The 23,784-nt window shown below is 68.9% G+C and carries 24 protein-coding genes and 1 pseudogene; 15 read left to right on the top strand and 10 right to left on the bottom strand.

The features are described from left to right. On the bottom strand, positions 1–680 hold a 680-nt coding region (locus tag ACWDAG_RS46745; RefSeq protein WP_450701695.1), incomplete at its 3' end, for an amino acid permease. A gap of 179 nt (positions 681–859) precedes the next feature. Between ACWDAG_RS46745 and ACWDAG_RS46740 the strand changes: the two genes are divergently transcribed. Then, on the top strand, positions 860–1,585 hold the full coding sequence (locus ACWDAG_RS46740; RefSeq protein WP_450701694.1) for a FadR/GntR family transcriptional regulator: 726 nt from the start codon (positions 860–862) through the stop codon (positions 1,583–1,585). Between the two features lie 53 nt (positions 1,586–1,638). Further along, a complete protein-coding gene (locus ACWDAG_RS46735; RefSeq protein WP_450701693.1) occupies positions 1,639–3,111 on the top strand; it encodes an APC family permease in 1,473 nt (490 codons plus the stop codon). A gap of 21 nt (positions 3,112–3,132) precedes the next feature. Here the strand turns inward: ACWDAG_RS46735 and ACWDAG_RS46730 are convergent, their stop codons facing one another. Continuing rightward, positions 3,133–3,489: an ArsR/SmtB family transcription factor gene (locus ACWDAG_RS46730; RefSeq protein ID WP_450701692.1), complete on the bottom strand. Its 357-nt coding sequence runs from the start codon at positions 3,487–3,489 to the stop codon at positions 3,133–3,135. Positions 3,490–3,697: 208 nt separating this feature from the next. Then, the gene (locus ACWDAG_RS46725) at positions 3,698–4,072 is read right to left on the bottom strand and encodes a hypothetical protein (RefSeq protein ID WP_450701691.1); all 375 of its coding nucleotides are present in this window, start codon (positions 4,070–4,072) and stop codon (positions 3,698–3,700) included. A 69-nt stretch (positions 4,073–4,141) separates the two neighbouring features. Between ACWDAG_RS46725 and ACWDAG_RS46720 the strand changes: the two genes are divergently transcribed. Continuing rightward, complete coding sequence (locus ACWDAG_RS46720) at positions 4,142–4,498, top strand: alpha-L-rhamnosidase C-terminal domain-containing protein (protein ID WP_450701690.1); 357 nt, start codon at positions 4,142–4,144, stop codon at positions 4,496–4,498. A 67-nt stretch (positions 4,499–4,565) separates the two neighbouring features. Here the strand turns inward: ACWDAG_RS46720 and ACWDAG_RS46715 are convergent, their stop codons facing one another. Next, entirely contained in the window at positions 4,566–5,678 is a 1,113-nt protein-coding gene (locus ACWDAG_RS46715; protein WP_450701689.1) for an AraC family transcriptional regulator, read from the bottom strand. Between the two features lie 189 nt (positions 5,679–5,867). On the opposite strand from ACWDAG_RS46715, the gene ACWDAG_RS46710 reads away from it, so the two are divergent. The 4 genes from ACWDAG_RS46710 to ACWDAG_RS46695 all read left to right on the top strand — a co-directional run bounded on the left by ACWDAG_RS46710 (position 5,868) and on the right by ACWDAG_RS46695 (position 10,925). Beyond that, the gene (locus tag ACWDAG_RS46710) at positions 5,868–7,109 is read left to right on the top strand and encodes an MFS transporter (RefSeq protein WP_450701688.1); all 1,242 of its coding nucleotides are present in this window, start codon (positions 5,868–5,870) and stop codon (positions 7,107–7,109) included. A 176-nt stretch (positions 7,110–7,285) separates the two neighbouring features. Then, a complete protein-coding gene (locus tag ACWDAG_RS46705) occupies positions 7,286–8,632 on the top strand; it encodes a flavin-containing monooxygenase (RefSeq protein ID WP_450701687.1) in 1,347 nt (448 codons plus the stop codon). Next, positions 8,629–9,507: an SDR family NAD(P)-dependent oxidoreductase gene (locus ACWDAG_RS46700; protein ID WP_450701686.1), complete on the top strand. Its 879-nt coding sequence runs from the start codon at positions 8,629–8,631 to the stop codon at positions 9,505–9,507. Before ACWDAG_RS46705 ends, ACWDAG_RS46700 begins: the two co-directional genes overlap by 4 nt. Continuing rightward, positions 9,504–10,925: an aldehyde dehydrogenase family protein gene (locus ACWDAG_RS46695; protein WP_450701685.1), complete on the top strand. Its 1,422-nt coding sequence runs from the start codon at positions 9,504–9,506 to the stop codon at positions 10,923–10,925. The genes ACWDAG_RS46700 and ACWDAG_RS46695 overlap by 4 nt, the downstream gene beginning before the upstream one ends. Positions 10,926–10,947: 22 nt before the next feature. Here ACWDAG_RS46695 and ACWDAG_RS46690 read toward each other — a convergent pair whose 3' ends face one another. After that, positions 10,948–11,418 (bottom strand): hypothetical protein, encoded by a 471-nt coding sequence (locus tag ACWDAG_RS46690; RefSeq protein WP_450701684.1) that lies wholly within the window; start codon positions 11,416–11,418, stop codon positions 10,948–10,950. Between the two features lie 212 nt (positions 11,419–11,630). Here ACWDAG_RS46690 and ACWDAG_RS46685 point away from each other — a divergent pair, with 212 nt between their 5' ends. Beyond that, a complete protein-coding gene (locus ACWDAG_RS46685) occupies positions 11,631–11,993 on the top strand; it encodes a hypothetical protein (RefSeq protein ID WP_450701683.1) in 363 nt (120 codons plus the stop codon). 293 nt (positions 11,994–12,286) lie between these two features. Then, complete coding sequence (locus ACWDAG_RS46680) at positions 12,287–13,219, top strand: tyrosine-type recombinase/integrase (protein ID WP_450701682.1); 933 nt, start codon at positions 12,287–12,289, stop codon at positions 13,217–13,219. 317 nt (positions 13,220–13,536) lie between these two features. Here ACWDAG_RS46680 and ACWDAG_RS46675 read toward each other — a convergent pair whose 3' ends face one another. Beyond that, positions 13,537–14,436 carry a helix-turn-helix transcriptional regulator gene (locus ACWDAG_RS46675; RefSeq protein WP_450701681.1) on the bottom strand — a complete coding sequence of 300 codons (900 nt, stop codon included), beginning with the start codon at positions 14,434–14,436 and terminating at the stop codon, positions 13,537–13,539. 197 nt (positions 14,437–14,633) lie between these two features. Here ACWDAG_RS46675 and ACWDAG_RS46670 point away from each other — a divergent pair, with 197 nt between their 5' ends. Both ACWDAG_RS46670 and ACWDAG_RS46665 read left to right on the top strand, forming a co-directional pair. Further along, positions 14,634–15,068 carry a nuclear transport factor 2 family protein gene (locus ACWDAG_RS46670; RefSeq protein ID WP_450701680.1) on the top strand — a complete coding sequence of 145 codons (435 nt, stop codon included), beginning with the start codon at positions 14,634–14,636 and terminating at the stop codon, positions 15,066–15,068. A 160-nt stretch (positions 15,069–15,228) separates the two neighbouring features. Then, complete coding sequence (locus ACWDAG_RS46665; protein WP_450701679.1) at positions 15,229–16,065, top strand: SDR family oxidoreductase; 837 nt, start codon at positions 15,229–15,231, stop codon at positions 16,063–16,065. A gap of 480 nt (positions 16,066–16,545) precedes the next feature. Here ACWDAG_RS46665 and ACWDAG_RS46660 read toward each other — a convergent pair whose 3' ends face one another. After that, positions 16,546–17,421 carry a LysR family transcriptional regulator gene (locus tag ACWDAG_RS46660; RefSeq protein WP_450701678.1) on the bottom strand — a complete coding sequence of 292 codons (876 nt, stop codon included), beginning with the start codon at positions 17,419–17,421 and terminating at the stop codon, positions 16,546–16,548. A gap of 121 nt (positions 17,422–17,542) precedes the next feature. Here ACWDAG_RS46660 and ACWDAG_RS46655 point away from each other — a divergent pair, with 121 nt between their 5' ends. After that, complete coding sequence (locus ACWDAG_RS46655) at positions 17,543–18,541, top strand: NADP-dependent oxidoreductase (protein ID WP_450701677.1); 999 nt, start codon at positions 17,543–17,545, stop codon at positions 18,539–18,541. Continuing rightward, the gene (locus tag ACWDAG_RS46650) at positions 18,538–18,939 is read left to right on the top strand and encodes a nuclear transport factor 2 family protein (RefSeq protein WP_450701676.1); all 402 of its coding nucleotides are present in this window, start codon (positions 18,538–18,540) and stop codon (positions 18,937–18,939) included. The genes ACWDAG_RS46655 and ACWDAG_RS46650 overlap by 4 nt, the downstream gene beginning before the upstream one ends. A gap of 549 nt (positions 18,940–19,488) precedes the next feature. Here ACWDAG_RS46650 and ACWDAG_RS46645 read toward each other — a convergent pair. After that, positions 19,489–19,869, bottom strand: a complete 381-nt coding sequence (locus tag ACWDAG_RS46645; RefSeq protein WP_450701675.1) for a winged helix-turn-helix transcriptional regulator — start codon at positions 19,867–19,869, stop codon at positions 19,489–19,491. A 95-nt stretch (positions 19,870–19,964) separates the two neighbouring features. Here ACWDAG_RS46645 and ACWDAG_RS46640 point away from each other — a divergent pair, with 95 nt between their 5' ends. Continuing rightward, positions 19,965–20,894, top strand: a complete 930-nt coding sequence (locus ACWDAG_RS46640; RefSeq protein WP_450701674.1) for an NADP-dependent oxidoreductase — start codon at positions 19,965–19,967, stop codon at positions 20,892–20,894. Between the two features lie 100 nt (positions 20,895–20,994). Here ACWDAG_RS46640 and ACWDAG_RS46635 read toward each other — a convergent pair. Further along, positions 20,995–21,243: pseudogene (locus tag ACWDAG_RS46635) on the bottom strand (transposase family protein); the annotation flags it as partial. Between the two features lie 15 nt (positions 21,244–21,258). Between ACWDAG_RS46635 and ACWDAG_RS46630 the strand changes: the two are divergent. Continuing rightward, entirely contained in the window at positions 21,259–22,461 is a 1,203-nt protein-coding gene (locus tag ACWDAG_RS46630) for a tyrosine-type recombinase/integrase (RefSeq protein ID WP_450701673.1), read from the top strand. Between the two features lie 21 nt (positions 22,462–22,482). Here the strand turns inward: ACWDAG_RS46630 and ACWDAG_RS46625 are convergent, their stop codons facing one another. Continuing rightward, positions 22,483–23,310 carry a class I SAM-dependent methyltransferase gene (locus tag ACWDAG_RS46625; RefSeq protein WP_450701672.1) on the bottom strand — a complete coding sequence of 276 codons (828 nt, stop codon included), beginning with the start codon at positions 23,308–23,310 and terminating at the stop codon, positions 22,483–22,485. Positions 23,311–23,784 lie beyond the last annotated feature (474 nt).

Genomic DNA, 23,784 nt, shown 5'->3' with positions numbered 1-23,784 from the left:
ACGATCTCGCTGCCCATGAAGGAGAAGACCACCATCAGCACGCCGGTGAGGATCGCTCCGGGCCCGTGCGGCAGGAAGCCGCCGTGGCCGGTCAGGTTGGAGAAGCCGGACGCGGGGTGGTCGGAGCCGGGCAGCAGACCGAAGATCGCAAGCCCGCCGACCACGATGAACGCGGCGATGGCGACGACCTTGATGCCGGCGAACCAGAACTCGAACTCGCCGTAGGAGCTGACCGAGGCCAGGTTGGAGGCGGTCAGCACGACCATCACGATCAGCGCCCAGCCCCACTGCGGGACCGCCGGTATCCAGCCGGCCAGGATCTTCGCGCCGGCGGTCGCCTCGACCGCGAGCACCACGACCCAGAAGAACCAGTACAGCCAGCCGATGGTGAACCCGGCCCAGCGGCCCAGTGCACGGTCGGCGTAGGCGGAGAACGAGCCGGAGGTGGGGTTGGCGGCGGCCATCTCCCCCAGCATCCGCATGACGAGGACGACGAGGACGCCGACGAGGGCGTAGGAGACGAGGATGCCGGGGCCTGCGGCGGCGATGCCGGAGCCGGAGCCGACGAACAGGCCGGCGCCGATGACACCGCCGATGGCGATCATCGACAGATGGCGGTTCTTCAGTCCGGCCTTGAGACCGGGCTCGGAGGGCGGACTCTGGGTGAGCGTTGAAGTCATCACACATCCATGAGGGGAGCGGGGACGGTGACCGGGAAATTAGTTCAGTACGATCCAAAAGAACAGTCTTGTTTAACTGTTCACCATGCTCTATTTTCCGAGCATGCAACCGAGCGCGCACAGGCCCCTGCTCCACCGCCCGCCGTAACCCCCGCTCAGCAGGCCGTTAAGGTGACCTCGTGGTGAATGCAGCGGGCAAGTTCGGGCCCTACGGCCAGCCGGGTCCGGCGTCGGTCGCCGGTGTGCACGACGCCCGAGTGCTGCCCGGCCGCGGCCAGACCGGCGCGGAGCTCGTCCGTTCCCGGATCGCCCTGCAGGTGCGCCTGACCTCCGTGTCGCCGGGGGACCGGCTGCCGGACGCCGGTGTCCTCGCCGAGGAGCTGGGCATCGGGGAGATCACCGTGCGGCGCGCGCTGGAGGCCATGTGCCAGGACGGCCTGCTCGACCGCCGGCGCGGCCGGACCGGCGGCACCTTCGTCGCCCAGGGCTGGGACACGATCGTCCCGGCGCTGCACGACGAGGGCGAGGCGGCCTCGTTGGGCGCCTTCCACCTGCTGCTGGAGTGCGGCCTCGTGGCCCACGGCGCGGGCGAGGTGCCGGCCGACCGGCTCGACGGACTGCAGGCGCTGGTCGACGAGATGGACCTGACCGAAGACCCCGGACATCTGCTGATGCTGGAGACCCGCTTCCACCTCGACCTCGCCGAGGCACTCGGCGGCGCAGGCGTCCGGGAACTGACCGCCGACCTCCTCGGCAGGCTGTGCCTGGTCCAGCCCGCCCCGGACCACACCGTCGTACGGGCACGCAACCGCTGCCACGCCGACCTGCTCGCCGAACTCGGCCGCGGCGCGCTGGACCCCGCAGTACAGGCAGTGAAGGCACACCAGCACGCCCACCCCGGCTGACATCCCCCGCGCACCGCTCGCCCCGTCGCACCGGATCAGAAGGAGCCGCCGCCATGCCCGACCCCAAAGCCGTCGGCCCGCCGCCGACGCCGGGCGCCGTCGGCGGCACGCCCCAGCGGCTGCGCGGCGGTGTGCTCGGCATGGCGGACATCGCCGCCGCCACCATGGCCAACGTCGGCCCGGCCATGAGCTTCTTCTTCGGCTTCGCCTTCCTGTCCACCACCGCCGGCGTGGCGTCCCCATTGACCATCCTCGCCGCGGGCGTCGCGGTCGCGCTGCTGGGCAACACGCTCGCCCAGTTCTCCCGCGCCCACCCCTCCGCGGGCAGCTTCATCACCTTCGTCGGCAAGACCTTCGGGCCGGTCAGCGCGGTGACCACGGCCCTGCTGGCCGTGCTCGGCTACATCATCGCGATGGCCTCCGTCATCGCGATCTCCGGCGGCTTCGTGCAGATCACCCTGCACCACTACACCGGTGTCGACCTGCCCTGGATCATCTGGACCCTGCTGCTGACCGGCCTTGCGGTGGTGCTGATGCTGCGCGGGGTGCTCGTCTCCACCAAGTGGGCCGGCTACTTCTTCGGTGTCGAGATGCTGGTGCTCGTCGTGGTCTCGGTCGCGGCACTCGTAGAACACCGCGGCAACCTCTCCGCCGCCCCGTTCCTGCCCGACCACATCCACCACGGTCTCAGAGGCCTGGCGGCGGGTTTCCCCCTCGCGGTCTACCTCTTCATCGGCTGGGAGAACTCGGCCGCCCTGGCCGAGGAGACGGAGAACCCCCGGCGCAACGTCGGCCGCGCCGTGTTCTCCTCCATCGGGATCATGACCGTGAGCTACATCCTCTTCTCCTACGCCACCGTCACCGGCTTCGACTACGACGTCGCCCGGCTCGGCGCGGCACGCATCCCGTTCATCGACGTCGCCCACGACACCCTCGGCGCGCTCGCCTTCCTCGCCTACCTCGGCGGCCTGACCTCCACGCTCGGCGTGCTGATCGCCGGCATCAACTCCCAGGCCCGCCTGGTCTTCAACGCCGGACGCGAGGGGCTGCTGCCGTCGTTCTTCGGCTACGTCCACCCCACCCGCCGTACACCGAACAACGCGATCGTCACCTTCGCCGTCGTCTCCCTGCTGATCATCGGCGGTTGGGGGCTGGGCCATCTGCTCGGCGCCGACGGCGGCCCGATGAACCCCGTCGTCTTCTTCACCGAGTCCTCCAGCCTGGGCTCCATCCTGATCCTGCTGGTCTATCTCGCGTCCAACATCGCCCTGCCGCTGTACTACCGCCGCTACCGGCCGCAGGAGTTCCGCACCGGCCGCCACCTGGTGCTGCCCGCCGTCGGCGCGCTGGCCATCCTGGTCCCGCTGTACTACCTGGCCAAGCCCGGCCAGCCGGCGCCGTACAACTGGTTCCCGGTCGCGGCCCTGGCAGCGCTCCTCCTCTCCGTCGGCTACGCGACGCTGCTCGTCCGCCGAGATCCGGGCCTGGCGGAGCGGGTCGGGTCGGTCGTCGCCGACGCGGAGTGAGGACTCCCGTCCCATCCCGAGTCATCGGGTGGTGTGCATGGAGGCCGGGGCGTCGGCCTGCTGGAGTTCGGTGAGGAGCTGGTTCTGGCCGGTGAGGAGCTCGGTGAGGATCCGGCGGGCGGCACGGAGCAGTTCGGCGACGTCTCCGCCGGCGAGCGCATAGCGGACGGTGGAGCCCTCCCGTATCGACACGATGATGCCGGAGCGCCTCAGGACGGCCAGCTGCTGCGACAGGCTGGACGGCTCGATCTCGATGTCGGCCAGCAGGTCCCGTACGGACACCGGCCCGTGCTGGAGGAGTTCCAGCACCCTGATGCGTACGGGGTGGCCGAGCATGCGGAAGAACTCCGCCTTCACTTGGTAGAGGGGGGCCTGCATGGATGCTCGCTCCTGGTCGGGTGGATGGGACTGCGGCCGCCGCGGTGCGGCGGCGTCCGAGGACACCGCCGCACCGCGGACCGCCTTCGGATACCGATCCTTCACGCCTCGGACCCGGCAGGAACGCACATTGGAACCATGCTGATGTGGTGACTTGAAGAAGTCTTCACATGATGGGCAGACGAAGCCGCCGGCGTCCTCGGGCGTGCTAGATCTCGATCGCCTCCTCCACCCGCTTGAGTTGGTGGCGGGCCATCGCCAGGTTCGAGCGGGCCTTGTCGAGGACGAGGTAGAGGAACAGCCCGTTGCCCGTACGACCGGTCACCAGGCGGATCACGTGGTACTGGCGGTCCAGTGTGATCAGGATGTCCTCGATCTTGCCCTTGAGACCCAGCTGCTCCATGGTGCGGACCTTGGCCCGGATGACATCCGTGTTGCCGGCCGCGGCGACGGTCAGGTCCAGGTCCTTGTTCCCGCCGAGCGTGCCGAGCGCCATTCCGCTGGTGAAGTCGACGACGGCAGCTCCCAGGGCTCCTTCGATCCCGGCCATCATCTCCTTGAGCGACACTTCCACACTCGCCACAGCGCCTCCTTTTGTGTGCCGTTGAGTGCGCGGGCCGGTGCTGGCGACCCGCCTCGGTGTCCGGACCGTATGCACGCCGCCGACGCGTCGGGAGGAAGTGTCCGGGACTGCCCGGTGGCGACCGAACGGAGGCGCGACCGGACCGTTCGACGGACCGGAAGTGCCGTGACCGTCCGAGAAGTTGACGCGCCGTGGCGGCCGACTCCTGTCCAAGTCGACTGGGCGACGGGGCAACTGCCCACACCGTACGGCCCGTTGCGCGTCGGCTGGGAGAACACCGGCCGTGCCTTCCGCCTCACCGTTCAGGTACCGGGACGCACTCGGGGTTCGGTCACCTTCCCCGGCGACGCGCGTCGGCAAGGGAGCGCGCCGACCGGCAGACACCGTGGGACGGGCGTCGGTCGTCGATCCGTGGCGTGCAGGTGACCGAAGGGGTGGTCACGGTGTCGGACCTCGGGCCGGGCAGCCACAGTTTCGTGTGTGAGCGACACGGCTAGGGTTCGGCGCCCCGCTCGGGCAGCACGTGCGGTCGGCCGGTCGGAGCCTCCCGCTGCAGCAGTCCGGCGCGCAGCTCGAGCGGGGTCAGCCCGTGCCACCGGCGCACCGCCCGCCGCAGCGCGCTCACGTCGGCGAAGCCCGCCTGGCGGGTGATGTCACGGAGCGTCAGTTCCGGGCGCCGTAGGAGCTGTTCGACCTGCTCGCGGCGCACTCCGTCGACGATCGCCTCGTAAGTGGTGCCGCAGTCGGCCAGGCGGCGGCGCAGGGTGCGTTCGCTGGACGCGTGCCTGCGGGCCTGCTCGGTGAACGAGGGGACGCCCGGAAGGCTCTGCGCGATGGAGATCTCCAGCACCTCCAGCAGATCCTGCTGGTCACGCCGTGAAGCCATCTCCTTCTCCAGTACCTCCAGCACCGAGGCGTAGGTGATGGGGTCCCGGCCCGGCATGGCCGCACGGGCCCACCGGGCCGGGAACACCATGCGGTTGCCGGAGGCGTCGAAGCGCAGGGGGCAGCGGAACAGGTCGTCGAACGGGCGTGTGTCGCGCGGCGCGGGAAAGGCGAACTCGACCGTCTGCGGGGTGAACGCGGCACCGACGCTCAGCCGGGTGAGGGTGACGACGCTGGCATACGCCTCCTCGGTCAGGAAGACGGCGACCGTCGGATCCAGCGCGGGGTCCGGAAGATCGGCGCGCAACACATAGCCGGCGTCCTCCCAGCGGGCCGACCAGACCGTCATCGCGCCGGAAAGGTTCTGAAAGCGCACCCCGGTCTCGATGGCGTCCTGAAGAGTGTCGGCGGCCATCATGGCCAGGCCGATCAGCCCCCAGGCGGTGAGGTGCTGCGCCGCGCCCACCCGCAGCCCCAGGTGCTCGTCCCCGGTCAGCTGCACCGCCTGACGGATGACGTCGCTGCCCTGCCGGTAGGAGACCCGCAGCGCGGCGGAGCCCATCACCGTCGGCTCAAGACCCACCCGGGTCAGCAGCGGCTGCAGGTCGACGCCGGACTCGCCGGCGACCCTGGCGAGGTAGCGCAGGATGTTCGGCGCGATGGTGGCCGAGGTGCTGCGGCTCGTGCCCGGCGATGTGACCGGGGCGGGAGCATCGGGCATCGCATCCCCTCTCACCAGGGCGTCTCTCGCCTCACTGTAAGCAGCCGGGCCCCGCCTGTCGCGGGTGTGGCCGCCAGAGCCCCCTTTTCGGCCTCCGGCGCGCTGCACACGGTCTTTTCGCCATCCCTACCTTTTGCGGAACCCGCCCGTTTTGCGCTCTCGCGCCGGCGCAACGAACGAAGGCTCACCATGAACGCACCTGTTCAGACCCCGGCCCGGCGACGATCCGTGCGCCGCGGCCCCCATGCGGCGGCCCGACGGGCCGTGGCGACGGTGTTCGCCGCCCAGGGCGCGGCGGTGGCCGCCGTGTCCACCACGGTGCCCGCCGTCAAGGAGCGTCTCGCGCTCTCCCCGCTGACGATGACCGTGCTCGTCGTGACCGTCGCGCTGAGTGCGGGCGTCGGCAGCTTCGCCGGACTGGCCGTGATCCGGCGGGTGGGGCTGGTCGCCGCGATGCGGATCGCCGTCGTGGCGACCGCCGCATCCCTGCTGCTGATCGGCTGGGCTCCCAGCCAGGCCGTGGCCGCGGTGTCCTACGGGCTGTTCGGCATGGCGCTGGGCTGCATCGACGTGTCGGCGAACACCCGGGCCGCCGCCGTCGAACGCCACTACGGCCGGAGCATCTTCGCCTCCTTCTACGCCGCCTGGAGCGCGGCCGGCATCGCGGCAGCACTGCTGACCGCGGGCACCGCGCACCTCGGTTGGCCCGCCGAGTACACGCTGACCGCACAGGCCGGGCTTGTCCTGGTCCTCGCCCTGACCGTCCGCACGCACGAGCTGCCCACCGACTCACCCGTCGCCGTGTCCGACCATGAGGAGTCCCACGGGTCCCACGGGAAGTCCCACGGGGAGTCCGTCGTGCTGGGCCGCGGACTGTGGGTCAGACTCGCCCCGTTCGGCCTTGTCCTCCTGGTCGCCTACGTCATCGACTCCACGGTCTCGTCGTGGTCGACGCTGTACCTCCACCAGACCCTGGACACCGCCCTGTCCATCGCACCCCTGGCCTATGCGGCCTACCAGGTGGGCACCGTCACCGGGCGGGCCTGCGCCGACCACCTCGTACGCACCATCGGGCCGGTGGCCGTGATCCGTGCCGCCACTCTGCTCACCGCCGCCGCCCTGGGCGGACTGGCGGCCGCCCCCGCCTGGCCGTACGCGGTCCTGGCCGCCGCGTGCACCGGGCTCGGAGTCTCCGCACTCGTCCCCCTCTGCCTCGCCTCCGCCGGACGCCTGCGACCGGGGGCGACCGAAGCGGTCCTGGCCCGTATGAACGTCTTCAACTACGCGGGCGTGCTCGCGGGCGGGGCCGCCAGCGGAATCCTCGGGTCGACGGGCCACTTCCGCCTCGCCTACGCGATACCCGCCGCACTCGTCCTCGCGCTCCTGACGACCGCACGGTCTTTCGCGTGGCCGCCCAGGCCCCCTCTCTGACCGCACGGACCATTTCGCGCTGAACTGCAGATGAATAGATTCCCCTCAACCCCTCAACCCCTCAACCCCTCAACCCCTCAACCCCTCAACCCCTCAACCCCTCAACCCCTCAACCCCTCAACCCCTTCAGCCGTTCAGGAACGGGCCTGCGAACCGATAGAAAAGGGATCCGCCTCATGGGAAAAATCCAGTACGACACCTGCGTGATCGGAGCGGGACCTGCCGGGCTCGCGGTCGCCAGAGCCCTGACGGAGCGGAACCTGCCGTACACGCATCTTGAGCGGCACACCGGGCCGGGCGGTATCTGGGACATCGACAACCCCGGCAGCCCGATGTACGAGTCGGCCCATTTCATTTCCAGCAAAACCCTCTCGGGTTTCGGTGGATTTCCGATGCCCGAAGAATTCGCCGACTATCCGCCGCACCGGCAGATCCTCTCCTACCTGACGTCTTTCGCCGACGCTTACGGACTCACGGAGCGCATCCAGTTCGGCGTCGAGGTGGAAAGCGTGGAAAAGAACTCGGACGGCACCTGGACGGTCACCCGGACCGACGGACTGCAGACCGTGCACGGCCAGGTCGTGGTGTGTACGGGGTCCCAGTGGCACCCCAACGTCCCTGAACTGCCCGGCCACTTCACCGGCGAGGTCCGCCACACGGTCGGCTACCGCAGCGCGCAGGAACTGCGCGGCAAGCGGGTCCTGGTCGTGGGCGCCGGGAACTCCGGCTGCGACATCGCCTGCGACGCGGCCCGCAGCGCGGACCACGCGGTGATCAGCATGCGCCGCGGCTACTGGTTCATCCCCAAGCACCTCTTCGGCCGGCCGGTGGACACCATCGCGGCCGGCGGGCCGCACCTGCCGATGTGGCTGGCGCAGCGGGTCTTCGGCGCCGTCCTGCGGATCATCAACGGCGACCCGACGCGCCTTGGCCTGCAGAAGCCGGACCACAAACTGTTCGAGACCCACCCCGCGATCAACTCGATGCTGATCCACCACCTCCAGCACGGCGACATCACCGCCAAGCCGGGGATCGCCCGTACCGAGGGCAGCACGGTCCACTTCACGGACGGCACCCGCGACGACTTCGACCTGATCCTGCTGGCCACCGGCTACGTCCACCAAGTGCCGGTCGCGCAGAAGTACTTCGGCGACGAGCAACACCCCGACCTGTACCTGTCGTCGTTCTCCCGCGAGCACCAGGGCCTGTTCGGGGTCGGCTTCGTCGAGACCAACTCCGGCGCGTACCAGCTCTTCGACACCCAGGCCCAGCTGATCGCCGGGCACATCGACGACCTGGCGCAGGGGCTGCCGAACGCGAAGCGCTTCGCCGGCATGATCCGTACCGACCGCCCGGACCTGACCGGCGGCCTCAAGTTCGTCGACTCGCCCCGGCACACCGGCTACGTCGACAGCGGGGCCTACGTGAAGCACCTCGCCAAGGTCGCTGCCGAGATGGGCTGGCGCACCGAGGGCCTGCCGCCGCGCGTGCGGTCCCTGCGCGACGTGGAGGCGGTCTCGTGAGCGGCTTCGACTTCCGTGACAAGGTCATGCTGGTGACCGGCGGCGCCGGCGGGATCGGCAGCGCGATGTGCCGCCGCTTCGCCACCGGGGGAGCCCGCTGCGTGGTCGTCGACATCGACGAGGCCCGTGCCAAGCGCGTCGCCGCCGAGCTTCCCGGCGCCGGCCACACCGCTCTCGGCTGCGACCTCGTCGACCGCGCCCAGGTGGAGCACCTCTTCGACCAGGTCGCCGACGCGTACGGCCGCCTCGACGTCCTCGTCAACAACGTGGGCATGACCAGCGCCGAACGCTTCGACGTGCGCAGCGTCGAGAGCATCGAGCAGGAGATCACCCTCAACCTGACCTCGCCCCTGGTCGCCACCCGGATCGCGATCCCGCTGCTGCAGGCCTCCCGGGACGCCCGCGTGGTCACCACCGTCTCCCTCGGTGGGATCTTCCCGTTGGGGGAGACCCCGATCTACACGGCCTCGAAGTTCGGGCTGCGCGGGGCGATGCTCGCCGTCGGGCTCGATCTGAGGAGCAAGGGCATCCTGGCCGGATCGGTGCTGCCGTCGGCGACGGACACCCGGATGCTGCGCCAGGAGGCCGTGGACGGCGGAAACTCCATGCAGTTCCAGGACCCGCCGCAGCAGCCCGACGACGTGGTGGCTGCCGTGGTGTCCCTGCTGGACAAGCCCCGCCTGGAGGCCTACCCCCGGACGGGCGAGTCCCGCCTGGTCCGGCTCGCGATGCTCGCGCCGAACCTGCTGCCGAAGGTGTTCCCGCTGTTCCGGCGGAGAGGGGAGCGCGGCATGGCCCGCTATCTGGACGACCTGCGCCGCCGAGGACTGGCCCGGCAGACCGACGGACGCTGGGAACTGGTGGAGGAGAAATGACCGCAGTCGAGAGCCCCGCCACGCTGAGGGTCGTCAACCCGGCCACCGGGGAACTGATCACCACCGTGCCCGCGACCAGCGCCGAAGACGTCACCAAGGCCGCCGAGCGGGCCGAGCAGGTCTTCGCGTCCGGCGTGTGGTCCGGACTGCCGGTCCGGGAGCGCAGCGCGGTGCTGCTGCGACTGGCCGACCTGATGGAACGCGACACCGGGATCCTGGCCCGGTTGGACAGCGAGGACGCGGGGAAGCCGATCACCGAGTGCCTCACCGGCGACGTACCCGGTGCGGTCGAGTCGATCCGCTGGTTCGCCGAAGCCGCCGACAAGGTGTTCGGCAGGATCGCCCCCGGCGGACCGGACGGCCTCGGTCTCATGACCCGGGAACCGGTCGGGGTGGTCGCGGCGATCCTTCCCTGGAACTACCCGCTGGCCATGACCGCCTGGAAGGTCGGCCCGGCGCTGGCGGCGGGCAACAGCCTGCTGGTCAAGCCCGCGGAGGCGACCCCGCGTTCGGCGCTGCACCTGGCCGAGCTGGCCGCCGAGGCGGGCCTCCCCGACGGGGTCCTCACGGTCCTGACCGGCCGCGGCTCCGTCACCGGCACCGCCCTGGCCCGCAACCCCGTCGTCGGCGCCCTCTCCTTCACCGGCTCCACCGAAACCGGGCGCCGCATCCTCAAGGACGCCGCCGACACCAACTTCAAACGCGTCTCACTGGAAATGGGCGGCAAGAGCCCCCAGATACTGATGGCCGACGCACTTTCCTACGGCGACGAACTCATCGACCACATGACCGAGGCCGCCTTCCTGACCATGGGACAGAACTGCACGGCCGGTTCCCGCGTCCTGGTCCACCACACCATCGTCGACGAGATACTGGAGCGCTTCACAACAGCCGCAAAACGCCTGGTCATCGGCGACCCGGCGGACCCGCGCACACAGCTGGGCCCGCTGATCGACCGGGCCGCCTTCGACCGGGTCGCGGCGGCGGTGGACGCCGCCCGGGCCGACGGAGCCCGTATCCACACCGGGGGCCTGCCGCACGGCCTGCCCCAGCGCGGCGCCTACTACCCACCCACCGTGATCACCCACGCCCCCGAAGGCAGCGACGCCCTCACCAAGGAACTCTTCGGCCCCGTCGTCACCGTCCAGACCTTCACCACCGAGGACGAGGCGCTGCACCTGGCGAACGCCACCGAATACGGCCTCGCCGCCTCGGTATGGACCCGCGACCTCGACACCGCCCTCCGGCTGGCACGCGGCGTCCAGGCCGGCGTCGTCTCCGTCAACTCCTACAGCGAGGGCGACATCACCACACCCTTCGGCGGCTGGAAGCAGTCAGGGTTCGGAGGCGTGGAGAAATCGACCAACGCCTTCGACCAGTGGACCCGCGAGAAGACGGTCTGGATCCGCACCCGCTGATCCCCCTGCCGTGGGAAGCCCGTCAGGCAATCCATGCCGCGCTGTGTCGGTGCCGGTGCAACCCGACGGCTGAGAACTCGTCCTCCTCGGCGCTCGCCGCCACGCCCAACCGCCGTAGCGCTTGAGAGATCGGGCTGCCGGCGGGCGGAAAGGGCCGGCCTTCCTCCAGATGGAGCGGTCCCAGCACGATTGTCCCTTCGTCCCATACGGCAGCCCGCTGCGCACCCACGCCGCCGAAGTACTCAGCCTCCACGTAGGCCACAGGCCCACGGGCTGAACAGTCGGCGAGGGCTTTGTCGAAGCTGCCTGGCAACCGCCAGAACCCCAACGCGACACTGCTCCTGCCATCCGTGAGGGAATCGAACAGGGCGTCCGTCATCGGCATCAGCGACAGGCCCTGCCCGATCGAGGCCAACCGGGCGGCAGGCAGGCCCTGTGCAGCGCTGCGCAGCACCTCCTCCTCGGCGATCACTGCGTGCAGGTCATAACCCATCCCGGGCCTCCTCCAGATCGGAGACCCATCTTGTCCCTGAGACACAGGTCGCGGGGGACCGGTCCGGGGGCGCGGCGCCTGCCGTGCCCCTCGTAGGAGGTGGAGTTCAGCAGGACGACGTGCGCCGCCGGAGCTGCCGTGGTGGGATCGACCCCCTCCGCGGTCGGCCCGAATCGCACCTGCCGCGACCCTTCAGAGAGGTCCGGAACTCCATGATCCGCCCCTACGACCATCATCACCGGGAGGCGCTGGGCGCCCAACTGCACCTGCCCTTGGCCGAACGCACCTGCCCGCTCCGCGGCCACACGACCATGCGCGTCTACCGCCACACGACCTACGGCCGAAACGAACCGTCATGGATCAACTACCTGTGGTGCGGCGACTGTCACGCCTACTCGTCGTCCTTCACGGGCGCCGGCCGCAAGATGGTCGAGAGCGACCCGCTCCTCGCGGAATACGGTGACCGGATCGGCGAGGTCTTCAACGACCCCGAGCGCCTGCTCAAGATCCTCGACGGCTACTGGAAGACGGGAAAACTTCCCCAAGTGATCTCCCGCCGCCCCCGGGGACGCTGAAGGTGTCCCGATGAGGCGCCATCCGAAGTGACCGGGATCTCGCTGCACGCCGATGCCCCTGTCCCTACGCTGGTCACGCTCGCCGTCGCGGCTGACCCGCGGGAGAGCCGCTGTAGGCTGAAGAACAGCCCTTGACCTGCGCAAAGCAGGCAGGGAGCCGAGTTCAGGGAGTTCCGAATCCTGCGCACCATGTTCAAGTCCAAGATCTAACACTTGGTCATTTCCGCAGGTCAAAGGCATGATAGCCGGGCTGAGGTCAGCAAACAGTCAGCATTGGGCGCGAGTGCGTCCTCATGGTGCTGACGTGCGGGCTGGGGAGTGACCGGGCCAGGGTCGTCCACCACTCCACCCGGAGGTTTCATTCGTGCCCCGACAGCTCGCCCGAGGAGACCGGCTACGGTACGCAGGACGAGGCGATTGAACGCCTCACGCACCTCTACGCGGAGAAGAAGCGGACGGCGCCATCCGTTGCCGAGGCCCGCCGAGAACTCGGCCAGCAGACGGTCGAGGAATACGCGAAGCAGTGGCGGCCCCGGCAGCGCCGGATGACGGAGTACTCCACAGGCGAGCACGTTGACAGCTCCATCAATGTGCACATCATTCCCCGGCTCGGATCGCGGAAGCTGAACTCCGTCACGGCGATCGTGGTCGAGCTTTTCTTGGACGAGTTGGAGGCCGATGGGGTCGGTCGCGGAAACCAGGTCAACATATTCCGCACGCTGAAGGCGATCCTGCGGGACGCTTATGGCAAGGGAGCCATGGTGGATGACCCTGCAAAGGGCGTCCAAGAACCGGAGTACGTCAGGGAGAAGGTGGTCATCCCGTCCCTGGTCTACCTGAAGAAGGCGCTGGTTGTCGCTGATGACCTTCTCGCCCTCGAGATCGTCATGATGGCGGGTTGTGGGTTGCGGAATGGTGAGGCCCGGGCGGTCAACGTCAACAACTTCGTGGCAGATGACGTCTACCGGGTGCATGAGCAGATCCACTCCAACACGCACAAGCCGGCAAAGTTGAAGCACCGCAAGGCGGGTGACTTCAGGGAGGTTCCTCTGCCGCGATCGGGGCGGGAAGCCTTGGAGCGATACGAGGAGAAGCGTAGGTGTCGAAGAACAAGGCCAACCAAGGGGTGTCATGGGAGAGCCGGTGCAAGACGTCCACGAAGGGTCCGCCGAGCGCCGCCGCGGGTGCGAGTGGCACGTCGTCGGCGGCCCGGGCGCGCTCCCTGAACGCCGCTCCGATGCGATGTGCGGCCTCACTCACGTTGTCCGCCGACACCGGGCTGGCCAGCGGCCCGATAACGGGCAGACTCTGCACCACCGCAAGCCCCACCCCGGCCGCGATCCGTCCTGTCGCCGAAGGATATTCTGCAGTGAGCTCTGGCGTGTTCTGCGCTTCTCGCAGTTGTAGACGGTGCGCCGCCAGCGCCTTGTCGAACGACTTCGACTCGCCTCTTAACGCCAGTTGCCGGACCAGCGACTCCAGTGTGGTAGCCAGGCCGTCGCCGCAAACGGGGTGGAGCGGTTCTTCGGGCAGGTGTAGCCCGTCAGGGCTGCCGGGTCGACGGTTTGCTCGTGGATTGCGCGTTCTGCTCTAGTCCGGTTGTGGCGGACCAGCTGGCGAGCAGCTTCAGGCCGTCCTCAGCGGCGGTTCCGGGGGGCGCGCTGTAGACGACCACGCTCAGGCCGCTTTCGTCCGGCAGGCTCATGGTCTCCTGATCGAGTTCCAGGTCGCCGACGAGCGGATGGTTGAGGCGTTTGGTGCTCTCGCGGAAGACATGCACGTCGTGGGATCCCCACATCACGCGGAAGGTGTCGCTGCGGGTGGACAGTTCACCGATCAGGTTCGACAGTTCCCGGTCGTAGGGGCTCTTCCCCGCCTCGACGCGCAGCGCGCCCACGGCGAAGCGGGTCATGCGCTCCCAGTCGGTGTAGAACCGCCTGGCTGCTGGATTGAAGAACGCGAACCGGGCGACGTTCGCCCCGCAGGTCGGGTCGGCGTACATCTCCGAGTACAGGGCCCGGCCCAGTGGGTTGGCGGCCAGCGCATCGAGGCGGTTGTTCATCACGTATGCCGGCATCCCCGGCATGCCTTCGACGATCCGCGCCACGCTCGGCCTCACCGTCGGCCGGACCTCCCGCTGCCGTGCCCGCCCCCCCGGCGCCGGCCCAGCAGCGCGGGCGAGGTCGTACAGGTACATGCGCTCGGTGGCATCCAGCCGCAGGGCGCGAGCCAGGGCGTCCAGCACGCTGTCGGAGACACCTTGGAGGTTGCCGCGCTCCAGGCGCGTGTAGTACTCGACACTCACCCCGGCGAGCGTGGCGACCTCTCCCCTGCGCAGTCCGGGCACCCGCCGCTGACCGTAGGTCGGCAGACCCGCCTGCTCAGGGGTGATCTTGTCGCGTCGGGAGCGGAGGAAAGCGCTGACTGCGTCCCGGTTGTCCATGACGACAGGGTAGGCAGGCCACGCGAGCGGTGGGGGACCCTGCCAGTACCCCTCACAGCAGAAACTCCCCCGTCACGCCCCTCTGCCGTTGCATGGTGCATGCCCCAATCCTCTGGGGCCCGACCGGTGCGAGGACACATGTGCCCCCGGGCCGGCCGACCTTTCCAGTACCGGAACAAAACTGAAGGGCACGCAAGATGAGCAACCAGATGAAGACGCTGGCGGAGAGCCCCGCGCAGGTCGTGCGAGGGCTGTATGACGCGCTGAGCAAGGGCGACGTGCCGGGTGTCCTGGCCAAGCTCGCCCCCGAGGTGATCATCGACGAGCCGACCCAGCTCCCCTACGGCGGCGTGCACCAGGGCCGCGAGGTGTTCGTGCAGTCGATCCTGGGCGCGATGATGGGCTACGCCAACGTCGCCATCACCGATGCCGAGGTGTTCGAAGGCCCGGCCGGCGTCATCGGAAGGCTCACCGGAACGCTCACGGCCCACACCACCGGTGAGGAGTTCCCGCTGACCATGGTCGAGATCCACCAGGTCGAGGACGGCACGGTGCGCAAGATCGACGTCTACACCAAGAACCCCCACGAGCTCGCCGCGTTCTACGCGCGCGCCGAGGCGGGCACCCGCTGACGACGGCACCTCGACAAGATTCCGGCCGAGTTGCCTCACGGCAGCGCGAGCAACTCGGCCGACTCATCCCCAGCCCAGGCCCAGGCCGTCGCATCGATGACCCCTGTCCGCATCAGCGACACCGCGACCAGCCACGCGCACCACACAGCGAAGGAAAATCATGACCACCACCTGGTTCATCACCGGCACCTCCTCAGGCTTCGGGCGACTGCTCACCGAATACCTGCTGGCCCGTGGCGACCGCGTTGCCGCCACGCTCCGTCGGCCCGAGGCTCTCGATGACCTCCGCGCCGAACACGGCGACCGGCTCTGGACCGCCCAGCTCGATGTCACCGACACCGAGCGAGTGCGTCGCGTCGTCGACGAGGCGTTTGAGACCCTCGGCACGATCGACGTCGTCGTCAACAACGCCGGCTACGGCGTTCTCGCGTCCGTCGAGGAGGCGTCTGACGAACAGATCCGGCGCGTCATCGACACCAACCTGCTCGGCTCGATCCAGGTCATCCGTGCCGCCCTCCCGCACCTGCGCGCCCAGGCCCGAGGCCGCATCCTGCAGGTGTCCACCGCGGGCGGTCAGACGACCTACCCCAGCCTCGGCTACTACCACGCCTCCAAGTGGGGCATCGAGGGGTTCTGCGAGACCGTCGCCCGCGAGATCGCGCCGTTCGGCCTGGCCCTGACCATCATCGAGCCGGGCGCGACCCCCACCAGCTTCGGCACGTCGCTGGACATCGCACCGCCCCTACCCGAGTACGAGAACACCCCCGCGGCCGACACCCGGCAGGCGTTCCTCGGCGGCCACTTCCCGGTGCCCAACAGCGCAGAGAAACTCACGGAGGCGATGATCGACCTCGTTGACTCCGGCGCGACCCCGCTCCGCCTCCCGCTCGGCCCCGACACCTACGAAGACGTCCGTGCCGCCCTCACCGGCCGGCTCGCCGAACACGAGGCTCATCGCGACGTCGCCCACTCAGTGGCGGCCACAACCGCCCGGTGACCGAAACCCGCGTCAGTAGCCGCCGACGATGAGTGACTACGCGGGTTCGCCGTACTCGGCGATGTATGCCGCGCGGTTCTCCGCGATGATCGCCCGGCGCCCTCTGCGCTGAGGTGGTCGACCGAGGAGACGGCCAGCATCTGCCGCCCGTCGACGTTGGACGTGATCAGTACGCCTTGTCACCGCTGACGTGCCTGGGCCGGTTGCGGGGCTGCTTACCCTGCGGGCAAATACTGCAACTCTCGAATACCGACACTCCACCAGTGGTTGCGTCATGCTCGCACTCCAGCGCCCCGACTCCTCAGGATGCTGTGCCCTCTACGAGGCGAGCACAGGCCATTGTCGTTTCCCGAGAGCAGTTGGCGACAAGACGGGCAGTTCCTGCGTCGAGCGGTGTTCAGCCTGCGGTGAGCCGGCGGGTCTCTCCTCGGAGGCCGTGGTAGACCTGCCGCCCATGGTCATCGCCCGGCCTGGTTCCGGTCAGCATGGCGGGGCGGCCAGGACGGCCTTGGCAGCCAGCCGGAGATTCGTGATCATTGGATTCGGGTCGCCCTTGCGGCTGACCAGGACGACCTGGCTGGGGGGAGCACCCTCGATCGGGACGGTGACGAGGTCGGGACGCAGTGAGCTGCGCCGATCGCCGACCGGTAGGACGGCGATCGCCCTGCCGCTCGCGACGAGTTCGAGCTTGTCCTCGTAGCTCTCAATCGGCGGCACGCCGGCCCCGAGGATCCGGTAGGACGTCCAATCCGGGGTCTCGAACGCGCACGGGGCCGCCTCTTCGTCGGCCAGTTCTTCCGCCGTCACCGACGCGCGGTCGGCCCAGGGATGGCCGCGGGGGACCACGAGCATCCGGGGCTCCTCGTACAGGGGGGTCGTGGACACGTTGTCGGCGGCGAGCGGCAACGGGGTCCGCGCGATCAGGGCGTCGACGCGCTTGTCGGACAGTGCGCCGACGTCGCGGCAGCTCAGATGCCGGGTGGCGATCGCGGCGTCTGGGTGACGGTGGCGCAGTTCCCGTACGGCGGCGGTGATCACCAGGTCTTCGACATAGCCGATGGTGATTCGTTCGGTCCGGGCTTGTTCACGGACGGCCAGTTCGGCCTGGCGGGCGGCCTGCAGCAGGGCTTGGGCCTGAGGGAGGAATGTCTGGCCGGCCGGAGTGAGCCGGGTGCCCTGGGGGGTGCGGTCCAGCAGTCGTGTGCCGAGATATTTCTCGAGCCGTTGGATCTGGCGGCTCAGCGCCGGCTGGGCTACGTGCAGGTCGGCGGCAGCCCGGCCGAAATGCTGGTGCGCCGCCACCACGGTGAAGTAGCGCACCAGCCGCAGTTCCAGGTCCTGTCCGAGATCGTTCACCGTTGCAGGGTACGCGTCATGCTGTTTCGGAATGACCGGTTGCCGAAGGGGTCTTGGACGGCCATGCCGTCCGGGGCCTTGACTGAAGGAGCAACGTTTCCCTGAGAAAGCGACAGGCGCGATGAAGGCGATCCAGTTCCACGAGGCGGGCGGGCCGGAAGTTCTGCGGTACGACGAGGTGCCGGTTCCCGAGATCGGTCCGGGCGAGGTGCTCGTGCGGGTGCACGCGGTGGGCATCAACCCGCCGGACTGGTACCTGCGTGAGGGGATGAAGGTCATGCCGGCCGAGATGAGGCCGGTGCTGGAGTTCCCCCTCATCCCCGGAACGGACATGTCGGGCGTGGTCGAGGCGGTCGCTCCGGACGTGTCCGGGTTCGCCGTCGGTGACGAGGTCTTCGGCATGCTGCGGTTCCCGGGATTCGACGGCCGGACGTACGCCGAGTACGTGGCCGCGCCGGCTTCTGACCTGGCTCACAAGCCGGTCGGTATCGACCACGTTGAGGCGGCCGGGGCGCCGATGGCCCTGCTGACGGCCTGGCAGTACCTGGTTGATCTCGGCCACGACGTGCCGTCTCCCTTCACCGGCCAGGTGCACCAGCCGGTGCCGATCACGCCAGGGATGATCGTGCTGGTCAACGGGGCCGCTGGTGGAGTGGGTCACTTCGCGGTGCAGCTGGCGAAATGGAAGGGGGCACACGTCATCGCGGTGGCCTCAAGCCGGCACGAGCAGTTCCTGCGCAAGCTCGGCGCCGATGAGTTCATCGACTACACCACGACGCAGGTCGCGGACGTGGTCAGCGGCGTCGACCTGGTGATCGACACCGTCGGTGGCCCGGACAGTTCACGTTTCCTGACCGTGCTCAAGCGCGGCGGCACCATGCTTCCGGTGTTCTTCGCCCAGTACGACCCGGAAGAGACGGCGCGTCTTGGCATCACCGTCTCGAACATTCAGGTGCGTTCCAACGGCCCCCAGCTCGCCGAGATCGGGCACCTGTTTAACGAGGGCGAGTTCCAGGTCGGGGTGGACAGCACCTACCCGCTTTCCGAAGCGGGCAGCGCACACGCGCGAGCCGCGCAGGGCCACATCCAGGGCAAGATCGTGCTGACGGTGGCCTCGTGATCGCCGAACTCCAGCAGACGGTGGCGAACTACGCCCACGCCCTGGACGAGCTGAATGTGACCGAGCTGGAAACGGTCCTGACCGAAGACACCACCTGGACCTTCACGATGCCCGGACAGGGGATGCTCGGCCCGGTCGCCGGACGCGCGGCGGTGCTCGACTTCATCCGTGACGGGCACACGGTCCAGACCGGAAGGGTGCGGCACCACCTGGGCAACGTCGTGGTCACGACGACGGACGCCGCCACCGCCGAGGTGCGGGCCTATCTGCTGCAGACGAGAAACACCGGCGAGAGCATCCAGATGATCTCGACCGGGGTCTACACGTTCAGCCTGCGACGGTCCGACGGTAGGTGGCGGATCGCCGAGCTCACCCTGACGCTGGACAACGCCTTATAGGGCGAGGCCAGGCAGTGCGCCCGGCGATCAGCGGATGCCTGCCGACGGCGCCCGGGTACCGATTGGCCGACGACGAACAGCACGGCCCTGTCCAGGGAGACGATCAGCCGGCCGACGCGCTGTCGAACGCCAGCAGGCTCGGCTGCCCCTGGCAGATCGGGCAGGCGGTCGGGGACAGCCAGAGTCAGCGGTGTGCATCGTGAAGTCACAGGTCACGGGTCTGGTGTGAATGGCGAGTTGGGTACTCGTGCCGGTCGTCGGCCGATGACCAAGGCGTAGATCATCGGGCAGGCTCGGCTCCGGCGGGATGCCAGGTAAGGCTGCGCTATGACCGGCCCCCGCCGACTGGAATGTCGCGTCCCGCCATGGACCACGAGCTTGACCTCGTGTACCACACCTGGGTGAGACCGGTGAGACGCTCGTGGTCGTGGCCAGGAACACCACCCCGATGCGGCAGATCGTCCAACACATCGGGGGCCTGCAGACCGAGCGCGGCCGGGCCGATACCGAGTAGCGCCCGAGAGGATACTCAGTGTCCTGGCGGGGGCCTCAGTCGCTCTGGGCGACCGGCTCGGGATCGGCGTCGAGCGCATCGAGTACTGCGTCGCCGTTCGCCCTCGCCCACTCGGTCAGCATGTGGATCGGATCGATCAGCGTCGCCCCGAGCGGGGTGAGCTCGTACTCGACGCGGGGCGGCACCTCGGCGTAGGCGTGGCGGCGGATGAGTCCGTGCGCCTCGAGCCGTCGGAGCGTCTGGGTGAGCATCTTGCGGGAGATGCCGCCGATCAGCTCGATCAACTCGCCATGGCGCACCGGGCCCTCGCTGAGGCCGTAGAGCACGACCACCGTCCACTTGTCGGCGATCAGTTCGACCGCCAGACGCGCCGGACAGTCGGCGAGAAAGAAATCACCGGGACCGAAACCGCTCATGGCGCCAAAGGTACCTGCTGGCTCCTTAAGGCACCTGCTGGTTCCTATCGGAAACATAGCCTGGGTTCTCTCCCCCTCCAAAGCACAGGAGAGTCATGCGAGTCATCAACCAGCAGGCGCTCGGCGGTCCCGAGGTGCTCACCATCGTGGACGCGCCCGAGCCCCAGCCCCTCCCGACCGAGGTGCTCGTCCGCGTCAAGGCGATCGGGCTGAACCCGCTGGAGGCGCGCCTGCGCGCCGGCGAGTTCCCGCTGATCGGCCAGCCGCCGTTCATCCTCGGCTGGGACATCAGCGGCGTGGTCGAGGAGGCCCCGCAGACGTGGCGGTTCAGGCCCGGCGACGAGGTGTTCGGGATGCCGCTGTTCCCGCGGGCGGCGAGCGCGTACGCCGAGGTCGTGTCGGCGCCGGCGTTGCACCTGGTACGCAAGCCGACCTCGCTCTCGCACGTTGAAGCCTCTGCGCTTCCGATCGTCGGGCTGACGGCGTGGCAGGGGCTCGTCGACCTCGCCGACGTCAGCAAGGGCGATCGCGTCCTGGTCCACGGCGGTGGCGGAGGGGTTGGCCACGTCGCGATCCAGATCGCGAAAGCCCTTGGCGCGCACGTGATCACGACCGCCAGCGGGAGCAAGCGGGAGTTCGTCGAGGGGTTCGGCGCCGATGAAGTGATCGACTACACGGCGGTCGACTTCACCGACGCGGTCCGTGACATCGACGTCGTGCTCGACACGATCGGCGGCGACACCGTCGAGCGGTCCCTTGGAGTGCTCCGCCCTGGCGGTCACCTGGTGACCGCAACCGCCGAGGATGACCCGGAGCTCATCGCGAAGTACGAGGCGGCGGGCATGCGCTTCAGCGGTATCGCGGTCGACCCCGACCGGGTCGCCCTGCGCGGTCTCGTCGACCTCGTCGAACAGGGAAAGCTCCGGGTCCACGTGCAGGAGACGTTCCCGTTCGAGCGCGTCGCTGACGCGCACCGGCTGCTCGATGGCGGTCACCTCCAGGGCAAGCTCGTCCTCACCGTCTGATGCCGCCGTGGGGCCTCGCATGAGCCAGGCCCCACTTACCTTGGGTATTCAGCGGCACTCGGGCCGGTTGCGGGCGGATGACTTCGGCGAAGATCGTCGGTCACCGGGAGACTTCCCGGTTCGTCAGCACCAGCAGGGCCCGCACCAGCGCGGTCGCCCACCTCGGGTCCGTGCGGACCTTGCCGAGGACGCGCCAGTTCTTGAGATGAGCGAAGCCGTGCTCGACCGGGGCCCGCACCGCGGTCAGTACCTTGTCGGACAGCTTCTGCCCATGAGTCAGGGGCCGGTTCCGGGCCGCCTTGTAGCCGGTGATCACTGCCGGGTCGGCGTCCGAACTGCTGTCAACCAGCGCACCCGTGAGCGCATGCCCACCCTGCCCTTCGTGCTGCGCACCGCCGAACTCCTCCTGCGTCAGGCGCAGGAACGCCTGGCGGCGTTTCGGGACGCCCCGCTGGGAGCCCGGTTCACGGTCGGGGGAGAGACCTTCACCAAACCCCGGGCCAGCAAGTCCGGACTGGAACCGGCCCTGGCCACCGACGTGAGCGGGCGGCGCCGTTACCTGGTGGCGGACGAGAACCGGGCGTTCTGGGTGTGGGCGGCGATCGAGTTCTTCCGGCACACCGGCGCCCGCATCGAGGAGATGGAGGAGATCAGCCACCACAGCATCGTCCAGTACACCCTGCCCACCACCAGCGAAGTGGTGCCTTTGCTGCAGATCGCTCCCTCCAAGACCGATGAAGAGCGTCTGCTGTTGGTCAGCCCGGAACTCGCCGATGTCCTGTCCGCCATGGTCACCCGCGTGCGCGGCGCCAACGGAGCGGTCCCGCTCGTCGCCGCCTACGACCAGGGCGAACGTCAGTGGAACCCGCCCCTGCCCCTGCTCTTCCAGTGGCGCAGCGCCGGACAGAACCGGCCCGTCTCCGCCCAGACCATCCGCAAGGCCCTCGGTGAGACGCTCGCCGCCTCCGGGCTCACCGACGCGGCCGGCGATCCGCTGAACTACCAGCCGCACGACTTCCGAAGGATCTTCGTCACCGATGCCATTCTCTCCGGGCTGCCCCCGCACATCGCCCAGGTGATCTGCGGCCACAAGACCATCACCACCACCATGGGCTACAAGGCCGCCTACCCCGTCGAGGCCATCGAGGCGCACCGCGCCTTCCTCGCCCGCCGCCGGGGCCAGCGCCCCGCCGAGGAGTACCGCACTCCCACCAGCGCGGAGTGGGACGCTTTCCTGGGCCACTTCGAACGCCGCAAGCTGTCCGTCGGCATCTGCGCCCGTGCCTTCGGCACGTCCTGCGTCCACGAGCACGCGTGCGTCCGGTGCGCGCTCCTTCGGCCGGACCCCGCCCAGCGGCCACGGCTGGCGGAGATCAGCGACAACCTGCAGGCCCGGATCGCCGAGGCCGAACGCGAAGGCTGGCTCGGCGAGATCGAGGGCCTCCAGGTCAGCCTGGCCGGCGCCCGCGACAAGCTCGCCCAGATCGACGCCGAGGCCGCCCTCCGCAGCACGGCGATTGATCTCGGGATGCCAGCCTTCCCACAGATCGCGGGCCGCATCTCGTAGTGCAGAGAAGGGGCATTGGCCTCACTTGGCACGCTGTCCGACACGCAGGACGCTCAGATAACGGCGTGACGCGCGGTCGCCCATTCGCGTGCGGATGCGCTCGGCGATGGCGTCGAGCAGGGGCTCACGGACGTCGCGGTCGAGCCTCCGGTATATCGACAACGAGCGAAGGTGATCGGCAAAGCCGTCCCCGTTGAACCATTGAACGGTTGGGTACCAGCGCACGATCGTTGGGCCGAACAAACCGCCGGGATCGTCGACCAGGCCCCAGCCCTCGTCTGTGGTGCGCACGTCGTCCTCCAGCGGAGGATGACCCCAGTCGGGGTTCCCGGGGCAGAACCGCTCGCAGAGATCGGCGGTCTCGGCGTACACCTCCGGCTCTCCCGGCCGGCGGACAACGACGTGGCCGAGCAGCGCCATCCAGCCCCCGGGAGAGAGCACGTCGTGCGCCCGCTGCCAGCCGATCGACGGGTCGACCCAGTGCCACGACTGCGCAGCCACGAGAACATCGAAGCGTCGGCCGCGGTCGTCCCACTCCTCGAACGTCGACGTCTCGACTGCGACGTTACGGAAGGAGCTGATCCGGTGGCGAGCGAGTGCAGCCATGTCTGCGCCCGGCTCGACGGCGGTCACTGAGCATCCGAGCGTTGCCAGCGAACGCGTCGCCTGACCAGTACCGCAGCCCACCTCCAGCACCGACGATCCTTCGTCCAAGCCGGTGACGGCGACAAGGTCCGCGAACAGTTCGTCGGGGTATCCCGGCCGAACCCGGTCGTAGAGCTCCGGGACCTCGTTGAACACTCGGCCGAGGTCGTGGGGATTCGGGGGCATCCTCGGATCATCGGTCACGAGCGCACAAGCTATGAGGCTTGCCCACGAAGACGCCACTCGTTTACCAGCAGCCACTGACTGACACGCTGTCGACGGTAGTTCACCCCTGAAAGGGCGGGGCCGGTCCAGTGCCGTGCGTGTCCGGGTTTCGCGGATGGATCCGGCGTGAGGCCGTGCTGAATCGTGGAGCGAGGTCGTCCTTGTTCCTGGGTGGCGTGCTGTGGCCCCGCCCGGCGGGGGTTGTGGGTGTGCTCTTCACCAGGTGTGATGCTGAATTGGCGGCGCTCCGGCTGCCGTTCATCCCTTCGCCGCGCCCGTGTTGGTGATGTTCGGTGCGGCATGGTGTCGTTCGGCACACGACCGACGGAATCAATCAGAGAAACGGCCCTGCCGCAGTACTAGGCCGTTTCCTTTGGATCACCTCGCCGACCAGATGAAGATGGCGGCGAGGTGGAGTCCCGCGAGGTAGACGGTCGCGGTCTTGTCGTAGCG

This window comes from Streptomyces sp. NPDC001157 (assembly GCF_053598255.1).
Note: the sequence above shows the minus strand (reverse complement) of the source record. Positions and strands in the feature narration are given on the sequence as shown.